The organism is Longimicrobium sp., from assembly GCA_036389135.1.
Classification (GTDB): Bacteria; Gemmatimonadota; Gemmatimonadetes; order Longimicrobiales; family Longimicrobiaceae; genus Longimicrobium.
In genome coordinates this window covers 1-19,674 of the sequence record DASVQP010000108.1, presented here as the reverse complement: position 1 = coordinate 19,674, position 19,674 = coordinate 1, and the positions used below count along the sequence as shown (strand labels likewise).

The window sequence follows — 19,674 nt, the reverse complement described above, 5'->3', positions numbered from 1 at the left end:
GCGGCGCCTTGCCCACGGACGGGCGAGAGGTTATCACATCCCGTTCACTTCGGCAACGTTTCGCCTCCAACGCACCGGCAACCCCACGATGGTCGAGCTATCCGACATCGAAGCCGCCCGCGCGCGCATCCACGGGCAGGTGGTGCTCACCCCCTGCACCCCGTCCGAGATCTTCGGCGAGATGTTTGGCGGGCACGCCTGGTTCAAGTTCGAGAACCTGCAGCGAACCGGCTCGTTCAAGGAGCGCGGCGCCCTCAACCGGATGCTGGCGCTCTCCCCGGAGGAGCGCGAGCGCGGGGTGATCGCCGCAAGCGCCGGCAACCACGCCCAGGGCGTCGCTTATCACGCCCAGCGCCTCGGCATCCCCACCACCATCGTGATGCCCGAGCGCACGCCGCTGGTCAAGGTGTCCGCCACGCAGGGGTACGGCGCGCGCGTCATCCTGCACGGCTCCGTGTACGACGAGGCGATGGCCGAGGCGCTGCGCATCCGCGAGGAGGAAGGGCTGACGCTGATCCACCCCTTCGACGACCCGGCCATCATCGCGGGGCAGGGGACGATTGGGCTGGAGCTGCTGGAGCAGTGCCCGCGGATGGACGTGGTGGTCGTGTCGGTGGGCGGCGGCGGGATCATCGCGGGGATCGCGGCGGCCATCAAGTCGGTGCGCCACGAGGTGCGGGTGATCGGCGTGGAGGCGGGCGTCCTTCCCGCCGCGCTGCGGGCGCGCGAGGCGGGCGAGGTGATCACCATTCCGCCCGCCGAGACGATCGCGGAGGGGATCGCGGTGCGCAGGATCGGCGACTACACCTTTGGGATGATCGAGAAGTACGTCGACGAGCTGGTCACCGTGAGCGAGGAGGAGATCGCCAGCGCCGTTCTCCTGCTTCTCGAGCGCGAAAAGACGGTGGTGGAGGCCGCCTGCGCCGCCGCGGTGGCCGCCGTCGTCTGCGGCTACGTCACGGGGCTGGAGGGGAAGAACGTCGTGATGGTGCTGAGCGGCGGCAACATCGACGTGTCGCTGATGTCGCGCATCATCGAGCGCGGGCTGATCCAGGACGGGCGCCTGGCGCACCTCGTGGTGCGCCTCCGCGACCGTCCCGGCGCCCTCGCCGCTCTCACCGCCGCGCTGGCGGAAAGTGGCGCGAACGTCGTGAGCCTGGACCACCGGCGCGGCACGGGCGGGCTGTGGCTCACGGAGGCGGAGGTGGGGCTGACGCTGGAGATGCGCGGCCGAACGCACGCCCAGGATCTCATCCAGATGCTGACGGACCGCGGCTTCAGCGTGCACCGCGGGTGACCTTTGCGATGGAGTCGCTGCGCGAGCGGATCTTTGCGCGCGACGGGTACCGCTGCGTGTACTGCGGCGGCGTCTTCCCCGCCGAGGAGCTGTCGCTGGACCACGTGCAGCCCCGCATGCGCGGCGGCGACAACTCCGAGGGGAACCTGGTGACCGCCTGCAAGCCGGACAACACCCGCAAGGGCGCCATGCCCGCGTGGGCCTTTCTGGCCGACCTTCCGGAGGAGCGCGCCAACTTCCTGCGCTACGCCGTGCACGTCTGGCCCCGCCACCTGCGCGCCATCAAACAGGCGGCGCGCTGACCCCTTCGGGCCGGCTTCGGCTCCCCCTCCACGCGGACGGGGAGCCGCTTTTTTGCGCCGAAAACAGGGTTGAACGGCGTGGTTGCGCGGATCGGCTCGGAGGGCTGCATCGGGTTTGTAACAGTTTGCGCGAGGGGGGTCGGCCGCAACGCCGCGGTGGCTCCGCCCTTGCATGGCGCGACCACGGGTACCGCGGGTTGGCGCAAGAGGTTGCGCCGCGGCGGTGTGGGGGGTTCGCAGTGAAAAAGGGAGGGGCTGTGGCGCGCAGCAGGATGATTCACATGGAGCGCACGCTTGGTTTCGCCACCCGTTTCCTGGACGAAGTGCGGGACGACATAGGGCAGGCCGCCCTCGGCGGGATGGACACGCCGCCGCGCATCCGCAGCGTTCACGAGGCGCCGGGGCACGCAACACCGGAGTTCAGGACGCTCAACATCCCGATGCCGGATGGGATCGGGGGAGCATCGCCGGAGATCCTTTCCGGCGCGATCGCGCGATTCGCCGCGGAGAAGAAGCCGGACCGCCTCCTCCTGGCTCTGGAGGCGCAGATGGACGGGTCATCGGTGCTGATCGCCGAGGCCCGCGACCGGGCGGGGACGCGGATGTTCTGGGTGCAGCCCTTTGCGGTGGCCGGTACGCGGGTGCTGTGGAGCGAGCCGCTGGACGGCGGGTGGCGCGACCCGGGCGACGAGGAGATGATCCTGGACGCCTCCTTCAAGGGCCGCGCGCTTCCCGAGCTGGGACGCGACGTCCTGGTGGCGGTGCGGAAGCCGCAGCGCAGGCTGGAGACGGCGATGCCCGCGCGGTGAGCGGTCGGTGCGGGTGAGGGATGCGGCAGCTTTCCGGGAACGCCGGGGGGCTGCCGCTTTTTGTGGGGGGCGGCAGGCACCGGGGCCGCATCACCGGGGGCGCATCACCGGGGGCTGAAGCCCCCGGCTGGAACCACGGGAAGACCGCTGAAGCGGTCTCGAGAGCCGCAGCCAGTCGGTGGAGGCGGACTTTCGTGTGGGTCCAGCGGCGAATTCCATACGACCTTCGTGCGGGCTTTCCGCCACGCGGAGGTGAAGCCCTGGACGGATCTCGCCCCCGAGTCCGCGCAGGCGGACTTTGTGCTGTTGTTGCCGCGAGTTTACTCGCCGGGCGATCCGGGTCCCATGCCTGAGCCGCCCCTACAACAGATTCCGGCCCGTCACGTTCCGTCCGACGCGCGGCGGGGGGCGGGGGCGGTGGAGCCGGCGCGGGGGGCGGCGCCGAAGCGGCGGTCCAGCTCGGCGTAGACGGCGTCGAAGGGGAGGCCCTGCGCCTGCCAGAGGACCAGGAGGTGGAAGAGCAGGTCGGCGGTCTCGCTGGCGAGCTCGGCGGGGTCGCCGTTCTTGGCGGCGATGATGGTCTCGGTGGCCTCTTCGCCGACTTTCTTGAGGATCTTGTCCGTGCCGGCATCGAACAGGTACGTGGTGTACGAGTCCCGCGGGCGCTCCTCGTGGCGGCGCGCGACGATGTCCCGCACGCGCGCGAGCACCGGGCGCGGGTCGGAAGCGGGGGCGAGGTTGGAGCCGTCGGCGAAGCGGTGGAAGCAGCTCCGTTCGCCGGTGTGGCAGGCGGGGCCGCTCTGGCGCACGCGGTAGAGGATGGCGTCGGCGTCGCAGTCGATACGGACGTCCACCACCTCCTGCGTGTTGCCGCTCGTCTCGCCCTTGATCCACAGAGAGGCGCGCGAACGGCTCCAGTAGTGGGCGCGGCCGGTTTCGGCGGTCAGGCGCAGCGCATCGGCGTTGGCCCAGGCCAGCATCAGCACTTCGCCCGTCGCCGCGTCCTGGGCGATGACGGGCACCAGCCCCCGCTCGTCGAAGTTCAGGCCCTCTGTCCAGGTCATGCGTCGCGTGGCTGCGGGGGTAGCTTGAGTGGATGCGGGCGGAATGATAACGGAGCACGGGAGCGTTCGGAATGCTGCCTCACGCGCTGGAGCGGGTCCCGGTCTGGGCCGGTGGATGGAAGGAGCACGGGCGCCTGGTGCTCCTCCTGGACTTCGACGGCACGCTGGCGCCCATCGTGGAGCGCCCCGAGCTCGCCGCCATGCCCGCCGCGACCCGCGCCGCGCTCGACCGGCTGAGGGCGATGCCCGGAGTGGAGGCCGCCGTCGTCAGCGGGCGCGGCCTGGCCGACGTGCGCCAGCGCGCGGGGATCCCCGGGATCGCGTACGCGGGCAACCACGGGATGGAGATCGAGGGCGCCGGCCTGCACCGCATGCACCCCGAGGCCGTCGCCGCGCGCCCGGCGCTCGAAGCCGCGGCCCGTCGCATCGAGCCCGAGCTGGCGCGCACCCCCGGCGCCTTCCTCGAAGACAAGGGGATGACGCTGAGCATCCACTTCCGCCAATCCCCCGCCGACCGCCACGACGACGTGCGCTTGGCCGTGGAGCGCGGCGCGGGCGCCGGGCTCCGGGTGACTTCCGGCAAGATGGTGCTGGAGGTGCGGCCGCGGGTGGCGTGGGACAAGGGGAAGGCTGTGCTCTTCCTCCTGGACCAGATGCGCCCTCCGCCCGGCGCCCCCGTTCTCTACCTGGGCGACGACCGTACGGACGAGGATGCCTTCCGCGCCCTGGCAGGTCTGGGCGGCGCGCACGAGGGCGTGCTGATCGGCGATCCCCGCGGCGAAACGGCGGCTCGGTCGTACCTGCGCGAGCCGGAGGAGGTGGGGGCGTTGTTCGGGGCGCTGGCGGGGGCGGCGTGAGGCGGCGCTGGGGTTGGGCACGGGCAGACACGTGAGTCTGCCCCTGCGAGATCCGCGTGCACGCTGGGAGCCGGCGCGGGGGCGGGCACGGGCGCGATGAATCGCGCCCCTACAGACGTGTGGGCTACGCGGCGATCTATGCGTACGCCCCTCCCCCAGGTAGTTATTGGGGGAGGGGCCGCGAGTTGACGAGCGGGGGAGGGGGCCTGCCCTTCTTACACCGGCTTCCGCCCCGTGATGATGCGCCAGGCGATGATGATCACCGCGATCACCAGCAGAATCCACGCGACGCTCTTGAGTGCGGCGAAGATACCGCCGACGCCGAGCAGGGCCAGCACCAGCAGGATGATACCGATCAGGAGGATCAGGTCCATATTCGCCTCTTCAGCAATGCGTGGGTTTTTGGATACAGCTGTCGCTAATCGTACAAGGCAACGGGCGTGCCAGGGTGCAAGCCGTGGTGTAATCATATGTTGTGATTCCTTTGGTTGCCGGCCCGCGGAGGCGCCCGTATCTTCCCCCGCCTTATGCCGAACACACGTATTTCGCACGTGCCGCCGGGGTCGCAGGACCTGCTCGCGGGGGACGTGCGCCGCCGCCGGCGCGTGCAGCGCACCTGGTTCGCGCTGGCCGAGGAGGGAGGCTACCAGGAGGTCATCCCCCCGACCTTTGAGTTCGAGGAGGTCTTCACGCGCAGCGCGGGGCCGGAGCTGGCCTCGCGCCTGATCCGCTTCGTGGACCGCGACGGGAGCCTCGTGGCCCTGCGCGCCGACTTCACCTCGGCGATCGCGCGGGTCGTCTCCACGCGACTGGCGTCCGCGCCGATGCCGTTGCGGCTGTGCTACGCGGGCAAGGTGTACCGCCAGCAGGCGGAGGGGATGGGGCGGCGCCGCGAAACCTTCCAGCTCGGCGCCGAGCTGATCGGCGACCCGTCGCCCGCGGCGGACGTGGAGGTGCTGCGGCTGGCGCTGCGCACGCTGTGGGCGCTGGACATCCGCGACTTCCAGGTGAACCTGGGCGACATTCGCTTCGTGCGCCCCCTGCTGGCCGGCCTCTCCCCCGACGCGGCCGATGCGCTGCGCACGGCGGTGGATCGCAAGGACCGCGCGGCGCTCGCGGCTGGCGCCCGAGAGATCGGTGCGCCGGCGGCCGTGGCGCGTGCCCTGATCGAGCTTCCGGAGCTGATCGGGCGGAGCGACGTCCTCCTGCGCGCGCGCTCGCTGGCGAGCGGCCCGGACGCCGAAGCCGCTATCGAAAGGCTTCGCGCCGTCGATGCGCTGCTGACCGACGAGGAGCGCGAGCACGTCGTGTACGACCTGGGCGAGATTCGCGGGCTGGGCTACTACACGGGGATCCAGTTCGAGGTGTTCGTTGCGGGCGTGGGGCGCGCGATCGGGTTCGGGGGGCGCTACGACGGGCTGCTCGCCCTCTACGGCGCCGACCGTCCGGCTGTCGGATTCGCGCTGGAGACGGACGAGCTGGCGGACCTGCTGGCGGAGGAAGGATGAGGCCGCTGCGCATCGCCCTCCCCAAGGGGCGGATGATGGACGAGGCGCTGACGCTGTTCGACGTGATCGGCGCATCGGTGGACGAGTCGGCGCGGGCGTCGCGGCGGCTGATCCTGCCATCGGCGGACGGAAGATTCGAGTTCCTTCCCGTGAAGAGCGGCGACGTGCCGACGTACGTGGAGTCCGGAGTGGCGGACGCGGGCGTGGTGGGGCTGGACGTGCTGGGCGAGAGCGACCCGGACGTGCTGCGTCCGCTGGACCTGCGATTCGGCGGATGCGGTCTCGCGGTGGCCGGTCCCGCCGACGCCGTCTACCCGGAGCTTCCGCACGGGCGCACGCCGCGCGTGGCGACCAAGTACGTGGAGAGCGCGCGCCGCTTCTTCGCCGCGCGGGGGATGCAGGTGGAGCTGATCCACATCTCCGGCTCGGTAGAGGTCGCGCCGCTGCTGGGCCTCTCCGACTGGATCGTGGACCTGGTGCAGACCGGGCGCACGCTGGCCGAGAACGGGCTGGTGGTGTTCGAGGAGATCAGCCGCTCCACGGCGCGGTTGATCGTCAACCGCGCGAGCCACAAGCTGCGCCTGGAAGAGCACCAGCGCCTGATCGCCGACCTGGCGGGCGCGCTGGAATCCACCGCCTGACTTCGATGCCAGCGATCCGCACGCTCCACGTCCGCCCGCCGTTTGACGAACTGCGCGCCCTCGCCGCCGCCGCGTCCACGGACGACCCGGCGCTCCGCGAGTCCGTGGCCGCCATCGTCCGCGACGTCGCCACCCGCGGCGACGATGCACTGCTGGAGTACACCGCACGCTTCGACCGGCTGGAGGTGCCCGACGCCTCCGCGCTACGCGTGGGTGCGGACGAGCTCGCGGCGGCGGCGGATGCCATCGACCCGGAGCTGCTGGCCTCGTTGCGCGCCGCCGCATCCAACATCCGCGACTTCCACGAGAAGCAGCGCGAGCACGGTTTCCTGGATCTGCACGCGGATGGAAGCGTGCTGGGCCAGCGCGTTGCGCCGCTGCGCCGCGTGGGGATCTACGTCCCGGGCGGCCGCGCGGCGTATCCGTCGTCCGTGCTGATGAACGCCATCCCCGCCTCCGTGGCGGGGGTCGACGAGATCGCGATGGTCTCCCCCGCGCCCGGCGGCGAGATGCTCCCCGTGGTCCTCGCGGCGGCGCACGTCGCGGGCGTGACGGAGGTGCTGCGGATCGGCGGGGCGCAGGCGGTGGCGGCGCTGGCCTACGGCACGCAGACGATCGGCCGCGTCGACAAGATCGTCGGGCCCGGCAACAAATGGGTGGCGGAGGCGAAGCGCCAGGTCTTCGGCCAGGTGGACATCGACATGGTCGCGGGCCCCTCCGAGATCCTGGTGATCGCGGACGACACCGCCGACCCGGTGCACGTGGCCGCGGACCTGATTGGCCAGGCGGAGCACGACCCCGACGCCATCGCCTGGCTGGTGACGACCTCCGCCGCCCTCGCCGAGCGCGTCCCCGCCGAGCTGGACCGCCTCCTGGAGCGCAACCCGCGACGCGACGTGGCGCGAGAGGCCCTGGAGACGAACGGGGCCATCATCGTCGCCCCCGACCTCGCCGCCGCCGCGGCCGTCGCGGACCTGCGCGCTCCCGAGCACCTGGAGCTGCTGGTGGCGGATCCGATGGCGCTGGCGGGCCGCATCCGCAACGCCGGTGCGATCTTCCTCGGCGCCTGGTCGCCCGAGCCGATGGGCGACTACTTCGCCGGCCCCAACCACGTGCTCCCCACGGGCGGCACCGCGCGCTTTGCATCGCCGCTGGGGGTGTACGACTTCGTGAAGCGCACCTCCCTGATCGGCTACTCCCGCGAGCGCCTCCACGCCCACGCCGCCCACGTCATCCGCCTCGCCGAGTCCGAGGGGCTGCACGGGCATGCGGAGGCGGTGCGGGCAAGGCTGAATCACAGTGCGTAAGTGAGTTAGTCCGTGAGTGCGCTGCGATTGAAGCGCACCGACGCACTCACGCACTAACTCACTTTTTCATAGGAACCAGATCGCAATGCGAGTCCTCTACGCCGTGCTCTGCGAGCATGCGGACGAGCGCCCGGACGGGCGCATCGACATCGAAGGGATCTTTCACCAGCTCTACGCCCCCGGCTTTCCGGCGCAGCAGGACCGCGTCACGCTCGCCGTCGTGATCGAGTGGGACGCGGGGGAGCTGGGGGACGTGCACTTCTCCATCGAGATGCTGGATCCGTCGCGCACCCCCGCGCTAAGCATCGGCGGGCACACCGAGGTCAGCGAGCAGCAGCTGGACCAGGGCCCGCCGCAGACGCGCATCCTGATGCCCATCGACCGCATCGTCTTTCCGGCCGAGGGCACCTACCTGTTCGAGCTGGTCGTGGGGGAGGAGCGGCAGGTGATCGCCCCGCTGCACCTGATCCGGAACGGGGCGGTGAACTGAGGGGCGGGCCCTCACCCCCGTCTCGTTACACTCGACTGCCCCCTCTCCCGATAACAGGAGAGGGCTGCGCCCTCCTGTCATCGAGAGAGGGGGCGTTGATGCCGGGCCCGGTCCGTGCGTGTGGGGCGCGAAACATTTGCGGGTCGGCCTCAGATTTGGAGGGTACGCATGGCGATGATCGACGAGCTGGTGCAGCAGATCAGCGAGCGGACGGGCATTCCAAAGGACAAGGCGGAGATGGCGGCGCGCACCGCCATCGAGTTCCTCGATGGGCGGCTTCCCGCGCCCGTCGGCGGCAACCTTGGCCGGCTGATCGGCGAGGGAGGGCAGGGCGGCGGCAGTGGGATGCCGGATCTCGGCAAGCTCGGCGGCAGCCTGGGCGGGATGTTCGGGGGCAAGTAGGGGAGCCCGGGCGACTGAAGTCGCTGCAACAACAGCACAAAGTCCGCCTCCGCGGACTCGGGGGCGAGGCCGAAACGCCTCGCCCTTTTCCTTGTCCTGAACATGCGCCTACGAGACCGCTTCAGCGGTCTTCCCGTGGTTCCAGCCGGGGGCTTCAGCCCCCGGTGCGCCGGCCCCCGGTGTTCATCCCCGGTGCGCCGGCCCCCGGTGTTCATCCCCCGGTGCGCCGGCCCCCGGTGTTCAGCGGTTCACACCGAATACAGCGCCCGGTTCAGCAGCCGCACAAACGTCAGCGTCTCGCGGGCGCGGGCAAGGGGGCGCAGGCCGCCAGCGCCGGCGGAGTGCGAGAAGAGGCCCGTGATCGTGCACGAGGCGTCCAGTTGCGGCGGGAGGGCGGCGGTGAGGCGAAGCGATTCGGTGAAGGGGATCAGCCGGTCCTCGCGGCCGTGGCTCAGCGTGATCCGTCCATGCAGGGCGGGGAAGTACGGCCGCGGGTCCACGCGCGGGTCGTGGCGGACCGCGCCCTCGGCGAAGGCGGCGGCAAGGCGGCGCGCACCCTCCAGATCATCGAGCGGCGCGCCGGAGGGGGGCGCGAGGAGGTCCCACACCGGCAGCTCGTCGGCGGCGAGGGTGGCGCGGAGCTCGTCCTTCATCGCGTCGTACTCCGGCTCCCACGCGAAGGCCCCGCGCCGGCCCGCCTCGACCGCGAGCGCGAGGGCCGCATCCTGCACTCGTTGCATGTGCTCGTAGCCCGGCGCGAGCGTCAGGTAGTTGCCGGCGAGCACCCAGCGGCCGTACGGGTCGGGGTCCATCCGGTAGTCGACGCCCTCCCATTCGTGCTCGCCGGTGAAGATCGCGCGGATCATCCGCTCCGGGTCGCAGAAGCCGCCGAAGCCCACCACCGCCTTGAGCGCATCCGACAGCCGCGGATCGGCGGCGGCGATGAGGGCCTGGGTGGCGCCGAAGGAGAAGCCGATGACCCCCACGCCACCCGCCTGCACGCGCGGGTGCCCGGACAGGTGCAGCGCCCCCGCCGCCAGCGTCTCGCGCGCGGCGCCGATGTCCAGCTTGAGCGCGCGCCACGAAGGCACGTCCGGCACCAGCACCACCGCGCCCGACGAGGCCAGAGAGCGGACGAAGCGCGTCATCGCCAGGTGGCGGCGCCCCGGCACCGTGAGGCCGTGCAGCACCACCCATCCGGGCGCGCGCGTTGGGCGATCCGGCAGGTAAAGCGTCGCCTCGCGCACCTCGCCCGCGACGGTGACGGTCGTCTCCTCCTCGCGGAACGCGCCCGCGCCGCCGCGCAGGTAGCTCTGGAGGAAGCGTGCGGTGCGCGGGCGAACCGGCATCAGCGGTGCGCGAGGCCCACGGCCTCGTCGATCGAGCGGAGGCCGTCGCGCTCCAGGTACGACGAGAGCCCGCGGTTGATGTCGCGCGCGATTCCCGGCCCGCGGTAGATGAACCCGGTCCACACCTGCACCAGCGACGCGCCCGCCAGGATCATCTTCCAAGCATCCACCGCGTCGAAGATCCCGCCCACACCGACGATGGGGAGCCGCCCTCCCGTCCCGTGGTAGATGCGCGCCACCACCGAGCGCGCCCGCGCCCTCACTGGGGTGCCGCTCACGCCTCCCGCGCCCAGCGCCTCCACGCCCGCCGCGGGGGTGCGCAGCCCGTCGCGCGACACGGTGGTGTTGGTGGCGATGATCCCCGCGATCCCCTCCTCCAGCGCGATGCCGGCGACCTCGTCCACCTGCGGATCGGTGAGGTCGGGGGCGATCTTGAGAAGGATGGGACGCGCGGTGGCGCCTCGGGCACGGGCGCGCTCCTCGCCGCGGTTGCGCAGGGCGCGCAGGAGCTCGCGCAGCGGACCCGCATCCTGGAGCGTGCGCAGGCCGGGCGTGTTCGGCGAGCTGACGTTGACTGCGACGTAGCGCGCGAACGGCTCCAGCAGGTCGAAGCTGCGCAGGTAGTCCGCCGTGGCGTCCTCCAGAGCCGCCGCCTTGCTCTTGCCGATGTTGATGCCCAGCACCGGCTCCGCGCGGGTGCGCGTGAGACGGGCGGACACCGCATCGGCGCCGGGGTTGTTGAAGCCCATCCGGTTGAGCAGCGCCTCGTCCTCGGGGAGGCGGAAGAGGCGCGGCTGCGCGTTCCCGGGCTGCGCCAGCGCCGTGACCGTCCCCACCTCCACGTGCCCAAACCCTAATGCTCCCAACGCGTTGAACGACTCCGCGGACTTGTCGAACCCCGCCGCCAGCCCCACCGGGTTGGGGAAGCGGATGCCGAAGCGCTCCACCTCCAGCCGCGGGTCGCGCACGGCGTACATCGCCCGCGCCGCATCGCGCGCGGCCGCCGTGGCGAGCGCCCCGTGCAGTGCCGTGACGCCCACGTGGTGCGCCCGCTCGGCCGGCAGCTTGAAGAGGAGCGGCCGCAGGAGGTCGTAGATCATTCGCTTGGCTGATGAGAACTGAAAACGGGCCCGGACCGTTCGCACATGCGAGGTCCGGGCCCGTCCGATCATGGGGTCTCAGGAGATGATCAGGGCGAGCACCGCCGCGGGCCCCATCAACCCCGCCGCCAGGCCCGTCAACAACCGAATCGGATTCGACGACACGCGCCAGCCCGCGAACTGACTCCCTCCATCCATCCCCAAGAGCACCGTCGCGGCGCACGCGGCGGGGACTAGGAACCCGGCCCCGAGCGGCACCGCCAGCGGCGACAGCACGCCGCCGACGAGCAGCCCCGTGCACCGCGCACAGACGCCGAACTGGCGCCCGCGCACAAAGAACGAGCGCTCGCAGCGGCGATGGCAGTGCCAGAGCGCGAGGTACGGGTTGGCGACGAAGAGGCGCGTGGCGAGCGCCTGCCCGGCCCTCAGAGCGGCTCCCTGCATTCCTTGCAGATCGTCCGGCCGGGGCTGTTGATGTAGCCGCAGTTGAGGCACGTCAGGTCGAGCGCCGTTTGCGAGGGCAGGGCGGGGAGCTGCGGCGGAGCCGTGTTCCGGTTTGGCTGGATCGGCCGCGAGCAGGTCACGCTGACCACCCCCTCCGTGCGCCCGGCAAGGAAGCCGAGCGGCAGGCAGATGAGCGCGAGGCAGCACGCCTGCTCGCCCTTCATGTGCCCGGGCAGGAGCGTCTCGCTCTCCACCGTCCACCCGTTCGCCGCGGCGCGCGCGAGGGCCTCGTTCTTCTGCTTCTGTCCGGCGAAAGTGTTGGGGAACTGCGCCGTCTGATACTCCAGCTGCATCGGCGGCGGACCCGGCTCGGGCGCCACACGCGCCGGGGCCGCGACCCCCGCCGGCGGCGGCTCTGGCGCGACCCACGAGCCGCAGTGCTTGCACAGCTTCGCCTCGTCGAGGATCTCTTCGGCGCAGAACGGGCAGCGTTTCATCGGAAGAATCGGTGGGGTGGGGAGATGAGGGGGTGGGGCAGAGGGCGCCGGGGCGAGTGAACTCGCGGCAACGACAGCACAAAGTCCGCCTGCGCGGACACGGCGGCGAGATCCAACGTAATGTCATCCTGAGAGAGCCGCCTCGGCCCACGAGACCGCTTCAGCGGTCTTCCCGTGGTTCCAGCCGGGGGCTTCAGCCCCCGGCACCCCGGGCGCACGCACACAAGATAATGTGCACAGCCGCTTTACGGGAGCATCCGCCGCGCCACGGCCGTGCCCCGGCCACCGCTTGCGACGCACCCCGCGGCGCGGGCATATTGTCGTGCTCCGTAGCGACCGCACCTCATAGGAAGTGAGCACAATGGCAACCCAGGGCAAAGACACCGAAGTCGTGTTCCTTTCCGCCGCCCGCACCGGAATGGGGACGTTCGGCGGCTCTCTCAAAGACTTTTCCGCGACCGACCTCGGCGTCTTCGCCGCGAAGGCGGCGCTGGAGCGCGGCGGCGTACCGGCGGAGGAGGTGGGCCACGTCGTCTTCGGCAACGCGCTGCAGACCTCGTCGGACGCCATCTACCTCGCCCGCCACATCGGCCTGCGCGCCGGGCTGACGCAGGACACCCCCGCGCTTACGCTGAACCGCCTGTGCGGCTCGGGGTTCCAGGCCATCATCTCCGGCGCCATGGAGATCATGCTGGGCGAGGCCGAGGTCGCGCTGTGCGGCGGCACCGAGTCGATGAGCCAGGCGCCGCACGTCATCCGCGGCGCGCGGTGGGGCGAGCAGCGGCTGGGGCCGGTCGGCAAGCTGTACGAGGACTCGCTGTGGGAGGCGCTCACCGACACCTTTGCCGGCTGTTCGATGGCGGTGACGGCCGAGAACCTGGCCGACCACTACGGCATCACCCGCGCGCAGGTGGACGAGTACGCGCATCGCAGCCAACAGCTCGCCAAGGTGGCGTGCGAGCAGAACCGCTTCGACAGCGAGATCGTCCCCATCACGCTCAAGAGCCGCAAGGGCGAGACGGAGTTCCGCTGCGACGAGCACATGCGTCCCGAGACGACGATGGAGATGCTCGGCAAGCTGAAGCCGTACTTCAAGGAGGGCGGCACCGTCACCGCCGGCAACGCCTCCGGCATCGGCGACGGCGGCGCGGCGGTGCTGATCGCGTCTGAGGCCTACGCGCGCCGCAACGGCCTGCAGCCCATCGGCCGCCTGGTTTCGTGGGGGATCGCGGGCGTGGACCCCAAGCACATGGGGATCGGCCCGGCGCCGGCCTCGCGCCTCGCCCTCAAGCGCGGCGACATGAGCCTGGACCAGATGGACCTGGTGGAGATCAACGAGGCGTTCGCGTCGCAGTACTGCGCGGTCGAAAAGGAGCTGGGCCTGGACCGCGAACGCACCAACGTCTCGGGCGGCGCCATCGCCATGAGCCACCCGCTGGGGATGAGCGGCGCGCGGATCACCGTGCACCTCCTCCACGAGCTGCGCCGCCAGGGGAAGCGCTTCGGCCTGGGGAGCGCCTGCATCGGCGGCGGCCAGGGGATCGCGGTGGTGGTGGAGGCGTTTCCGGCCGCCGCGGAAGCGGCGATCGCGGCGGATTGATCAACGGCAGTCCAGAGTGCTAAGTGCTAAGTGCCGGGCTGCATCTGTGTTCACGCGGTGTTCCAGCACTCAGGACTTAGCACTTAGGACTTAGCACTTCGGTTTATGCCCGATCTCCCCTCCAAACCATCCCCCGAGCCGGGCACCGGCCTCCGGCGCGTCTCCAGCCAGGAGCTGGAGGCGGTGATCCGGCGCGCCACGGAGCTGCAGTTCGCCCGCGGCGACGCGGAGGAGGGGCTGCCGGAGGCGGAGGTGATGCGGATCGGGAAGGAGCTGGGGCTGGAGCCTGCGCACGTCCGCCGCGCCATCGCCGAGGTGCGCGGGCTGCCGCGGGAGCAGAAGGGGGTGATGGTGAGCGTCATGGGGCCGGACACCGTCCGCGCCTCGCGCACCATCCGCCGTCCCGCCGCGCCGCTGGGGATGTCGCTGGAAGAGTACCTGGTGAAGTGCGAGTTCATGGTGGTGCAGCGCCGTTTTCCGGACCGCACCCGCTACGTGCGCGGCACCGGGATCGGCGCCTCGCTGGGCCGCGCGGCCGCCAAGATCGGCTCGCGCGCCGCCACGCTCGACCTCAAAACCGTGGACGTGCACGTCTCGCCGCTGGACCAGGACTCGGCGTTCGTGGAGGTCTCCGTTCCACTCGGCACCATGCGCACGGGGCTTACGGTGGGCGGGGTGGTCGGCGGGGGCGGGGGCGGGGCCGCCATCGGCACCGCGCTGGCGATGATGGGGCCTGACCCCACGCTCCTGCTCGGGTTTCCCATCTTCGGCGCCGCCATGCTCCTTGCGCGCGGCATCTATCGCGGCGTCGCGGGCAGCGTGCAGGACCGCCTGGAAGCCTTTCTCGACCGCGTGGAGCACGGCGAGCTCCCCAAGCCACCGCAGCGCCCGGACTGGCGGCGGCAGCTGGGGATCTAAAAGCAGTGCGTGAGCGCGTGAGCACCCCCTTATGTCATCCTGAGGGAGCCCGCCCGATCGGAGTCGGCGTGGCGCGCCGTACTCCTGCGGCGACCGAAGGATCTAGCCGGTGAGGCAAGAGGACGGCGGTGACGACGGGCCCCTCGGCACGCGCAGTAGAATCCTTCGCTCCGCGCCATGGTTTGGCGCCGAGGCGAGGACAGTGAAGCGCGTCGCTCAGGATGACAATAAAACCGGATGACGGGTCTGTGCGCACTAACGCACTTCAGTTCCTAACATATCCAACAAGGGAGTCGCCGGATGGCCGAGATCAAGCGCGTGGGGGTTCTGGGGTGCGGGCTGATGGGGAGCGGGATCGCACAGGTGTGCGCCGCGGCCGGGTACGAGACGATCGTCCGCGAAGTGTCCGACGAGGTGTGCGAGCGTGGGATCGGCGGCATCTCGAAGCAGCTCGGGAAGTCGGTCGACAAGGGGAAGCTGGCCGCCGAGGACCGCGACGCCATCGTCGGGCGGCTGCGCGGCACCACGAAGCTGGAGGACCTCGCGGAGTGCGACATCATCATCGAGGCCGTGGTGGAGGACCTCGAGCTCAAGAACCAGATGTGGAAGACGCTGGACGAGGTGTGCGGCCCGGAGACGATCTTCGCCTCCAACACCTCCTCGCTCACCATCGCGGACATGGCCGCCGCCACCAAGCGTCCGGAGCGCATGGTGGGGCTGCACTTCTTCAACCCCGTCCCCGTGATGAAGCTGGTGGAGGTGGTGAAGACCATCGCCACCGACGCGGCCGTGTTCCAGACCGCCTTCGACTTCGCGGCGTCGCTGGGGAAGGAGCCCATCGTCTGCAAGGACAACTCGGGGTTCGTCGTCAACCTCCTGCTGGTGCCGTACATGATGGACGCCATCCGCGCGCTGGAGCAGGGCGTGGCGACCATCGAGGACATCGACAAGGGGATGAAGCTGGGCACCGGCTACCCGATGGGCCCCTTCATCCTCTCCGACTTCGTGGGCCTCGACACGCTCGACAAGATCGGCGACATCATGTACAAGGAGTACAAGGAGAAGCGTTACGCCTCTCCCCCGCTCCTCAAGCGCATGATCTCGCTCGGCTACTTCGGGCGCAAGACGGGGAAGGGCTTCTACGACTACAGCGGCACCGAGCCGGTGGCGATGAAGCTGGTCTGAGACCGGCGCGCCGCACGACATCGCGAAAATCGAGGGCCCGGCGAAACTGCTTCGCCGGGCCCTCACGCCATCCTCCCGGGTCTTCCATGGGCCGGAATGGAAATCACTTGCGGCTGTCCATCCAACCCTCTGGCGCCGCGCTGCGTACGAGAGGCTTGATTGATGGCTTTTCGCGCCACATCCTGTAGATCCCGCAGTGCTCCCTCCATCCGCGAGGAACCCTCCATGTTCGGCTCCACCATCCTCGACGTCGCCGTCGGCGTCATCTTCGTGTTCATCCTGGTCAGCATCATCTGCTCGGCGATCCGCGAGGGGATCGAATCGGTGCTCAAGACGCGCGCGGCGCACCTGGAGCACGGCATCCGCGAGCTGCTGGCCGACCGGGAGGGGAACGGTCTCGCGAGGGACCTGTTCAACCATCCGCTCGTCGCCGCGCTGTACGAGAACGACTACGACACGGTGCGGATCGCGCGCGACGGCCAGGCGCGGCCGTGGGCGCTGGCGCGCGGGGGCAAGATGCCCTCTTACATCCCTTCGCGCAGCTTCGCCGTGGCGCTGATGGACCTGGCCGTGCGGGGCCGCGACATCACCCCTGAGAACAGCTCCGGCGGGGCACCCATCATCTCGCTGCAATCGCTTCGCGACGGCGTCGGGAGCCTGCAGAACGAAAAGGTACAGCGCGCCCTGCTCACCGCGATCGACTCGGCGCAGGGAGACCTGAACCGCGCCCAGGCGAATCTGGAGGCGTGGTACGACAGCTCGATGGACCGCGTCTCCGGCTGGTACAAGCGGTCGACGCACCGCGTGCTCTTCGTCATCGGCCTCTTCGTGGCCGTCACGCTGAACATCGACACGACCGCGATCGCACGGCACCTGTACCACGACACCGGCGCGCGTGACGCCGCGGTGGCTGCCGCGGGGGCGCTGAATGCGGCTGGGAGTACCGCCGGCATCGGCTACGAGGAGGCGCGCGCCCAGCTGAATTCGATCCAACTCCCCATCGGATGGTCGAGGCGGGAGGTCCGGCCACGGGGACCCGATCCAGTCAAGGATTTCTGGGTGTGGTGGGTCGTCCCCGTGATAGGATGGTTGATGACGGCGTTCGCCGCCACCATGGGCGCGCCCTTCTGGTTCGACATGCTGAACAAGGTGATGGTGATCCGCTCCACCGTGAAGCCGAACGAGAAGAGCCCGAACGAGGGCTCCGAGGACCGGAAGAACGACAAGCTTCCAACCGCGGGGTCAGGGGGGACGCCGCCCCAGGCTCCCGCCGCGGCGGCCGCGTTCCCGTCGGGCGCCGCCGCGGCCGTCGGCTCCGGCGCGTCGGCGGCGTTGCTGGCGTCCTGTGGCGCGGCGCACGGCGCGGACGACGAGCTGGACGGCTGCGGCGCGGTTGTCGACGTGCCCACCTCGGACGAGCAGCTTCCCCCGGCGCACGGAGGCGTCGAGTAACATGGAAAACCGACTGATCTGGCTGCCCAAGGTGCTGCTCGACGCCGGGCTCAAGGTGTCGCTGACCAAGGGGTGGGAAGACCGCGGGGTGCCGGGCAAGGAGATGGGCAAGGTGGTCGGCGTGATGTGCCACCACACCGGCACCGCGTCCAACGAGAACATGCCCACGCTGGAGCTGCTGAAGAAGGGACGGAGCGACCTCTCCGGCCCGCTGGCGCAGCTCGGGTTGGGGCGCGACGGCACCTACTACGTGGTCGCCGCCGGCTTCTGCAACCACGCGGGGCCGGGGGAGTGGAAGGGGACGAAGACGGGGAACCGCAGCTTCATCGGGATCGAAGCGGAGAACCGCGGCACGCACCTGGACTTTCCGTGGCCCAAGGTGCAGATGGACGCATACGTGCGCGGCGTGGCGGCGATCCTGAAGCACATCGGCACCGGGGCGGACTTCTGCGTGGCGCACCGCGAGTGGGCGCTCCCCGCGGGACGCAAAGCCGACCCCGTCTTCAGCATGACGGAGTTCCGAGCCGCGGTCGCCAAGGCGATGACCGCGGAACCGCCGCCGCTGATCCCGGCGCAGGAGCCCCACCCGGGCGGGCGACCCACGCTGCGCCGGGGAATGACGCACCCGCTGGTCAAAGTCGTCCAGCAGCGGCTCGGCGTGTCGCCGGCCGGGGTCTTCGGGCCGCAGACGGAGGCGGCGGTCCGCCGCTTCCAGCGCGAGCAGAAGATGGTGCCGGACGGCATCGTCGGTCCGCAGAGCTGGGCCGCGCTCGATGCCCTCGGCGCGCCGCCCGCACCGACGCCCGCGCCACTGCACCTCGCGAGCGCGCCCCCCGCGCCTCCTCCGCAGGGCTCCGGCGACATGCCGCTGGAGGAAGCCATCGCGATCCTGCGCGAGATCACCGGAGTGGGCGCGGGGTGGGGCGGCGACACGACCCTGGCGGTGCAGCGCGCGCTGGGCGCCGTGTACCTCCTCAACCCGCTCGACGACGTGGACGGCGCCGCGGGCCCGCGCACGCACGCCGCCTGGCAGATCTTTCGGAGCGCCGCGGGCCTCCCCTCCAACGCCGCCATCGACATGACGGGCGCGCGCCGCCTGGCCGATGCCGCGCAGGCGCCGGAAGGGTTCATGGGCAAGCTCGCCGTGGACATCCCGCCCGAGTACGAGTTCCGCCGCGGCGAGCGCGCCGCCAACCGGTCGCGCAGCGTGGACGCCATCGCCCAGGTCGCCGCGGCGCAGAAGCTCTCCAGGCCGCAGCTGGCGTACGTGCTCGCCACGGCCGAGCACGAGTCCGACCGCTTCGCCACGCTGGAGGAGTACGCCAGCGGCGCGGCGTACGAGGGGCGCTCGGACCTGGGGAACACGAAGCCCGGCGACGGGCGGCTGTTCAAGGGCCGGGGCTACGTGCAGCTCACCGGGCGCAACAACTACCGTCAGTACGCGAAGCGGTCCGGCATCCACCTGGAGCTGCTTCCGCCGGTGCTCATGAACTGGCCCGCGCTCTCGGCGTGGGTGCTGGTGGACGGGATGACGCGAGGTGCGTACACAGGGGCGCGGCTGGACCGGTTCGTGAACGCCAACCAGCGCGACTTCCGCAACGCCCGCCGGGTGGTGAACGGCCTGGACAAGGCGGACAAGATTGCCGCGCAGGCGGAGGCGTGGCTGAAGGATCTCCCCTGATTGAAACCCGGGGCCGTCACCGAGGTACCACAGGCGCCGGAACCCCGCACGGGCTCCGGCGCGCCGCATTTCCACGAGGAGCGAATCGATGAAGGTCTGGAAAACGCTGGCCCTGGCGCTGATCGTCTCCGCCTGCGCCACCACGCCCGTCGGAACGCAGGTGCGCGCCGGGCTGGACGAGGAGTTCCGCCTGCGCGCCGGCCAGGGGGCGCTGGTAGGTGACGAGGGGCTGCGCGTGGGTTTCGTGCGCGTCACGGAGGACTCGCGCTGCCCGATCAACGCGCGCTGCATCCGCGCGGGATTCGCGCGGGTGGAGGTGCAGCTGACCGCCCCGCGCACCGCCGCCGCGCGCGCCATCCTCTCGACGCCTGACGAGCCGAAAGGCGCATCGTACGGCGCCTACGAGATCGAGGTGCTCGAAGTGCAGCCCGGACGTGAGATCGGCAAGCCGGTGCCGAGTTACGAGGCGGTGCTGCGGGTGCGGAGGCGGTAGGGGCCCTCACCCCCGCTCGTTCCTCGCTGCCCCCTTATAGCTACTCCGGAGTTATCCATGAGCCGCGAGGAGAGTGCCTGGGGCGTGTTACTCCCCGCAGCGGCTTGTGGATAACTCCGCCGACGGATAATCGTATCGCTGACACGCACCGCTGCGCTACGAATATTGCCCCCGTTCGCGGCAAACGAATAGGGAGAGAAGTACGAGCGCGGCGGTGTGCTTCGGTCCAGGACGAATCCTCTGGATGCTGACCCGCGTGTCGAGGTCTCGCCTATAAG

At 70.7% G+C, this 19,674-nt stretch carries 21 protein-coding genes; 15 read left to right on the top strand and 6 right to left on the bottom strand.

All coding sequences use genetic code 11. The features are described 5' to 3' along the window. The first annotated feature begins 88 nt into the window (after window positions 1-88). The 3 genes from ilvA to VF584_22385 all read left to right on the top strand — a co-directional run bounded on the left by ilvA (window position 89) and on the right by VF584_22385 (window position 2,408). Window positions 89-1,297, top strand: a complete 1,209-nt coding sequence (ilvA, locus tag VF584_22395; protein ID HEX8212942.1) for a threonine ammonia-lyase — start codon at window positions 89-91, stop codon at window positions 1,295-1,297. Then, the gene (locus VF584_22390; GenBank protein ID HEX8212941.1) at window positions 1,294-1,599 is read left to right on the top strand and encodes an HNH endonuclease signature motif containing protein; all 306 of its coding nucleotides are present in this window, start codon (window positions 1,294-1,296) and stop codon (window positions 1,597-1,599) included. The genes ilvA and VF584_22390 overlap by 4 nt, the downstream gene beginning before the upstream one ends. A 281-nt stretch (window positions 1,600-1,880) precedes the next feature. Continuing rightward, window positions 1,881-2,408, top strand: a complete 528-nt coding sequence (locus VF584_22385; GenBank protein ID HEX8212940.1) for a hypothetical protein — start codon at window positions 1,881-1,883, stop codon at window positions 2,406-2,408. Between the two features lie 380 nt (window positions 2,409-2,788). On the opposite strand, the gene hisIE is transcribed toward VF584_22385, so the two are convergent. Further along, window positions 2,789-3,472, bottom strand: coding sequence for a bifunctional phosphoribosyl-AMP cyclohydrolase/phosphoribosyl-ATP diphosphatase HisIE (gene hisIE, locus VF584_22380; protein ID HEX8212939.1), 684 nt, complete (start codon window positions 3,470-3,472; stop codon window positions 2,789-2,791). Window positions 3,473-3,543: 71 nt separating this feature from the next. On the opposite strand from hisIE, the gene otsB reads away from it, so the two are divergent. Next, complete coding sequence (gene otsB, locus VF584_22375) at window positions 3,544-4,329, top strand: trehalose-phosphatase (protein HEX8212938.1); 786 nt, start codon at window positions 3,544-3,546, stop codon at window positions 4,327-4,329. Between the two features lie 215 nt (window positions 4,330-4,544). Here the strand turns inward: otsB and VF584_22370 are convergent, their stop codons facing one another. Continuing rightward, window positions 4,545-4,703 (bottom strand): hypothetical protein, encoded by a 159-nt coding sequence (locus VF584_22370; GenBank protein ID HEX8212937.1) that lies wholly within the window; start codon window positions 4,701-4,703, stop codon window positions 4,545-4,547. A 153-nt stretch (window positions 4,704-4,856) separates the two neighbouring features. On the opposite strand from VF584_22370, the gene hisZ reads away from it, so the two are divergent. The 5 genes from hisZ to VF584_22345 all read left to right on the top strand — a co-directional run bounded on the left by hisZ (window position 4,857) and on the right by VF584_22345 (window position 8,677). Beyond that, on the top strand, window positions 4,857-5,837 hold the full coding sequence (hisZ, locus tag VF584_22365; protein ID HEX8212936.1) for an ATP phosphoribosyltransferase regulatory subunit: 981 nt from the start codon (window positions 4,857-4,859) through the stop codon (window positions 5,835-5,837). Continuing rightward, the gene (gene hisG, locus VF584_22360) at window positions 5,834-6,478 is read left to right on the top strand and encodes an ATP phosphoribosyltransferase (protein HEX8212935.1); all 645 of its coding nucleotides are present in this window, start codon (window positions 5,834-5,836) and stop codon (window positions 6,476-6,478) included. The genes hisZ and hisG overlap by 4 nt, the downstream gene beginning before the upstream one ends. A gap of 5 nt (window positions 6,479-6,483) precedes the next feature. Further along, a complete protein-coding gene (gene hisD, locus VF584_22355) occupies window positions 6,484-7,785 on the top strand; it encodes a histidinol dehydrogenase (protein HEX8212934.1) in 1,302 nt (433 codons plus the stop codon). Window positions 7,786-7,870: 85 nt separating this feature from the next. Beyond that, entirely contained in the window at window positions 7,871-8,275 is a 405-nt protein-coding gene (locus VF584_22350; GenBank protein ID HEX8212933.1) for a hypothetical protein, read from the top strand. A 168-nt stretch (window positions 8,276-8,443) separates the two neighbouring features. After that, on the top strand, window positions 8,444-8,677 hold the full coding sequence (locus tag VF584_22345) for a hypothetical protein (GenBank protein HEX8212932.1): 234 nt from the start codon (window positions 8,444-8,446) through the stop codon (window positions 8,675-8,677). 248 nt (window positions 8,678-8,925) lie between these two features. On the opposite strand, the gene VF584_22340 is transcribed toward VF584_22345, so the two are convergent. The 4 genes from VF584_22340 to VF584_22325 form a co-directional block, all read right to left on the bottom strand. After that, entirely contained in the window at window positions 8,926-10,026 is a 1,101-nt protein-coding gene (locus VF584_22340; protein HEX8212931.1) for a hypothetical protein, read from the bottom strand. Then, window positions 10,026-11,126, bottom strand: a complete 1,101-nt coding sequence (locus tag VF584_22335; protein HEX8212930.1) for a quinone-dependent dihydroorotate dehydrogenase — start codon at window positions 11,124-11,126, stop codon at window positions 10,026-10,028. The genes VF584_22340 and VF584_22335 overlap by 1 nt, the downstream gene beginning before the upstream one ends. Window positions 11,127-11,204: 78 nt before the next feature. Then, a complete protein-coding gene (locus VF584_22330) occupies window positions 11,205-11,570 on the bottom strand; it encodes a DUF2085 domain-containing protein (protein HEX8212929.1) in 366 nt (121 codons plus the stop codon). After that, window positions 11,552-12,067 carry a hypothetical protein gene (locus tag VF584_22325; protein HEX8212928.1) on the bottom strand — a complete coding sequence of 172 codons (516 nt, stop codon included), beginning with the start codon at window positions 12,065-12,067 and terminating at the stop codon, window positions 11,552-11,554. The genes VF584_22330 and VF584_22325 overlap by 19 nt, the downstream gene beginning before the upstream one ends. 361 nt (window positions 12,068-12,428) lie before the next feature. On the opposite strand from VF584_22325, the gene VF584_22320 reads away from it, so the two are divergent. The 6 genes from VF584_22320 to VF584_22295 all read left to right on the top strand — a co-directional run bounded on the left by VF584_22320 (window position 12,429) and on the right by VF584_22295 (window position 19,396). Beyond that, window positions 12,429-13,667: an acetyl-CoA C-acetyltransferase gene (locus tag VF584_22320; protein ID HEX8212927.1), complete on the top strand. Its 1,239-nt coding sequence runs from the start codon at window positions 12,429-12,431 to the stop codon at window positions 13,665-13,667. Window positions 13,668-13,772: 105 nt separating this feature from the next. Continuing rightward, window positions 13,773-14,585 carry a hypothetical protein gene (locus VF584_22315; GenBank protein HEX8212926.1) on the top strand — a complete coding sequence of 271 codons (813 nt, stop codon included), beginning with the start codon at window positions 13,773-13,775 and terminating at the stop codon, window positions 14,583-14,585. 300 nt (window positions 14,586-14,885) lie between these two features. Then, window positions 14,886-15,770, top strand: a complete 885-nt coding sequence (locus tag VF584_22310) for a 3-hydroxybutyryl-CoA dehydrogenase (protein HEX8212925.1) — start codon at window positions 14,886-14,888, stop codon at window positions 15,768-15,770. Between the two features lie 225 nt (window positions 15,771-15,995). Then, window positions 15,996-17,222, top strand: a complete 1,227-nt coding sequence (locus tag VF584_22305; GenBank protein ID HEX8212924.1) for a hypothetical protein — start codon at window positions 15,996-15,998, stop codon at window positions 17,220-17,222. A gap of 1 nt (window position 17,223) precedes the next feature. Next, entirely contained in the window at window positions 17,224-18,903 is a 1,680-nt protein-coding gene (locus VF584_22300; GenBank protein ID HEX8212923.1) for a peptidoglycan-binding protein, read from the top strand. An 88-nt stretch (window positions 18,904-18,991) separates the two neighbouring features. Continuing rightward, entirely contained in the window at window positions 18,992-19,396 is a 405-nt protein-coding gene (locus VF584_22295) for a hypothetical protein (protein HEX8212922.1), read from the top strand. The last annotated feature ends 278 nt before the right edge of the window (window positions 19,397-19,674 follow it).

Bases quoted from the DNA above. Each gene is read 5' to 3' on its own strand.
- ilvA (HEX8212942.1), top strand. From the start codon at position 89: ATGGTCGAGCTATCCGACATCGAAGCCGCCCGCGCGCGCATCCACGGG.
- VF584_22385 (HEX8212940.1), top strand. From the start codon at position 1,881: ATGGAGCGCACGCTTGGTTTCGCCACCCGTTTCCTGGACGAAGTGCGG.
- hisIE (HEX8212939.1), bottom strand. From the start codon at position 3,472: ATGACCTGGACAGAGGGCCTGAACTTCGACGAGCGGGGGCTGGTGCCC.
- otsB (HEX8212938.1), top strand. From the start codon at position 3,544: ATGCTGCCTCACGCGCTGGAGCGGGTCCCGGTCTGGGCCGGTGGATGG.
- VF584_22370 (HEX8212937.1), bottom strand. From the start codon at position 4,703: ATGGACCTGATCCTCCTGATCGGTATCATCCTGCTGGTGCTGGCCCTG.
- hisZ (HEX8212936.1), top strand. From the start codon at position 4,857: ATGCCGAACACACGTATTTCGCACGTGCCGCCGGGGTCGCAGGACCTG.
- hisG (HEX8212935.1), top strand. From the start codon at position 5,834: ATGAGGCCGCTGCGCATCGCCCTCCCCAAGGGGCGGATGATGGACGAG.
- hisD (HEX8212934.1), top strand. From the start codon at position 6,484: ATGCCAGCGATCCGCACGCTCCACGTCCGCCCGCCGTTTGACGAACTG.
- VF584_22350 (HEX8212933.1), top strand. From the start codon at position 7,871: ATGCGAGTCCTCTACGCCGTGCTCTGCGAGCATGCGGACGAGCGCCCG.
- VF584_22345 (HEX8212932.1), top strand. From the start codon at position 8,444: ATGGCGATGATCGACGAGCTGGTGCAGCAGATCAGCGAGCGGACGGGC.
- VF584_22340 (HEX8212931.1), bottom strand. From the start codon at position 10,026: ATGCCGGTTCGCCCGCGCACCGCACGCTTCCTCCAGAGCTACCTGCGC.
- VF584_22335 (HEX8212930.1), bottom strand. From the start codon at position 11,126: ATGATCTACGACCTCCTGCGGCCGCTCCTCTTCAAGCTGCCGGCCGAG.
- VF584_22330 (HEX8212929.1), bottom strand. From the start codon at position 11,570: ATGCAGGGAGCCGCTCTGAGGGCCGGGCAGGCGCTCGCCACGCGCCTC.
- VF584_22325 (HEX8212928.1), bottom strand. From the start codon at position 12,067: ATGAAACGCTGCCCGTTCTGCGCCGAAGAGATCCTCGACGAGGCGAAG.
- VF584_22320 (HEX8212927.1), top strand. From the start codon at position 12,429: ATGGCAACCCAGGGCAAAGACACCGAAGTCGTGTTCCTTTCCGCCGCC.
- VF584_22315 (HEX8212926.1), top strand. From the start codon at position 13,773: ATGCCCGATCTCCCCTCCAAACCATCCCCCGAGCCGGGCACCGGCCTC.
- VF584_22310 (HEX8212925.1), top strand. From the start codon at position 14,886: ATGGCCGAGATCAAGCGCGTGGGGGTTCTGGGGTGCGGGCTGATGGGG.
- VF584_22305 (HEX8212924.1), top strand. From the start codon at position 15,996: ATGTTCGGCTCCACCATCCTCGACGTCGCCGTCGGCGTCATCTTCGTG.
- VF584_22300 (HEX8212923.1), top strand. From the start codon at position 17,224: ATGGAAAACCGACTGATCTGGCTGCCCAAGGTGCTGCTCGACGCCGGG.
- VF584_22295 (HEX8212922.1), top strand. From the start codon at position 18,992: ATGAAGGTCTGGAAAACGCTGGCCCTGGCGCTGATCGTCTCCGCCTGC.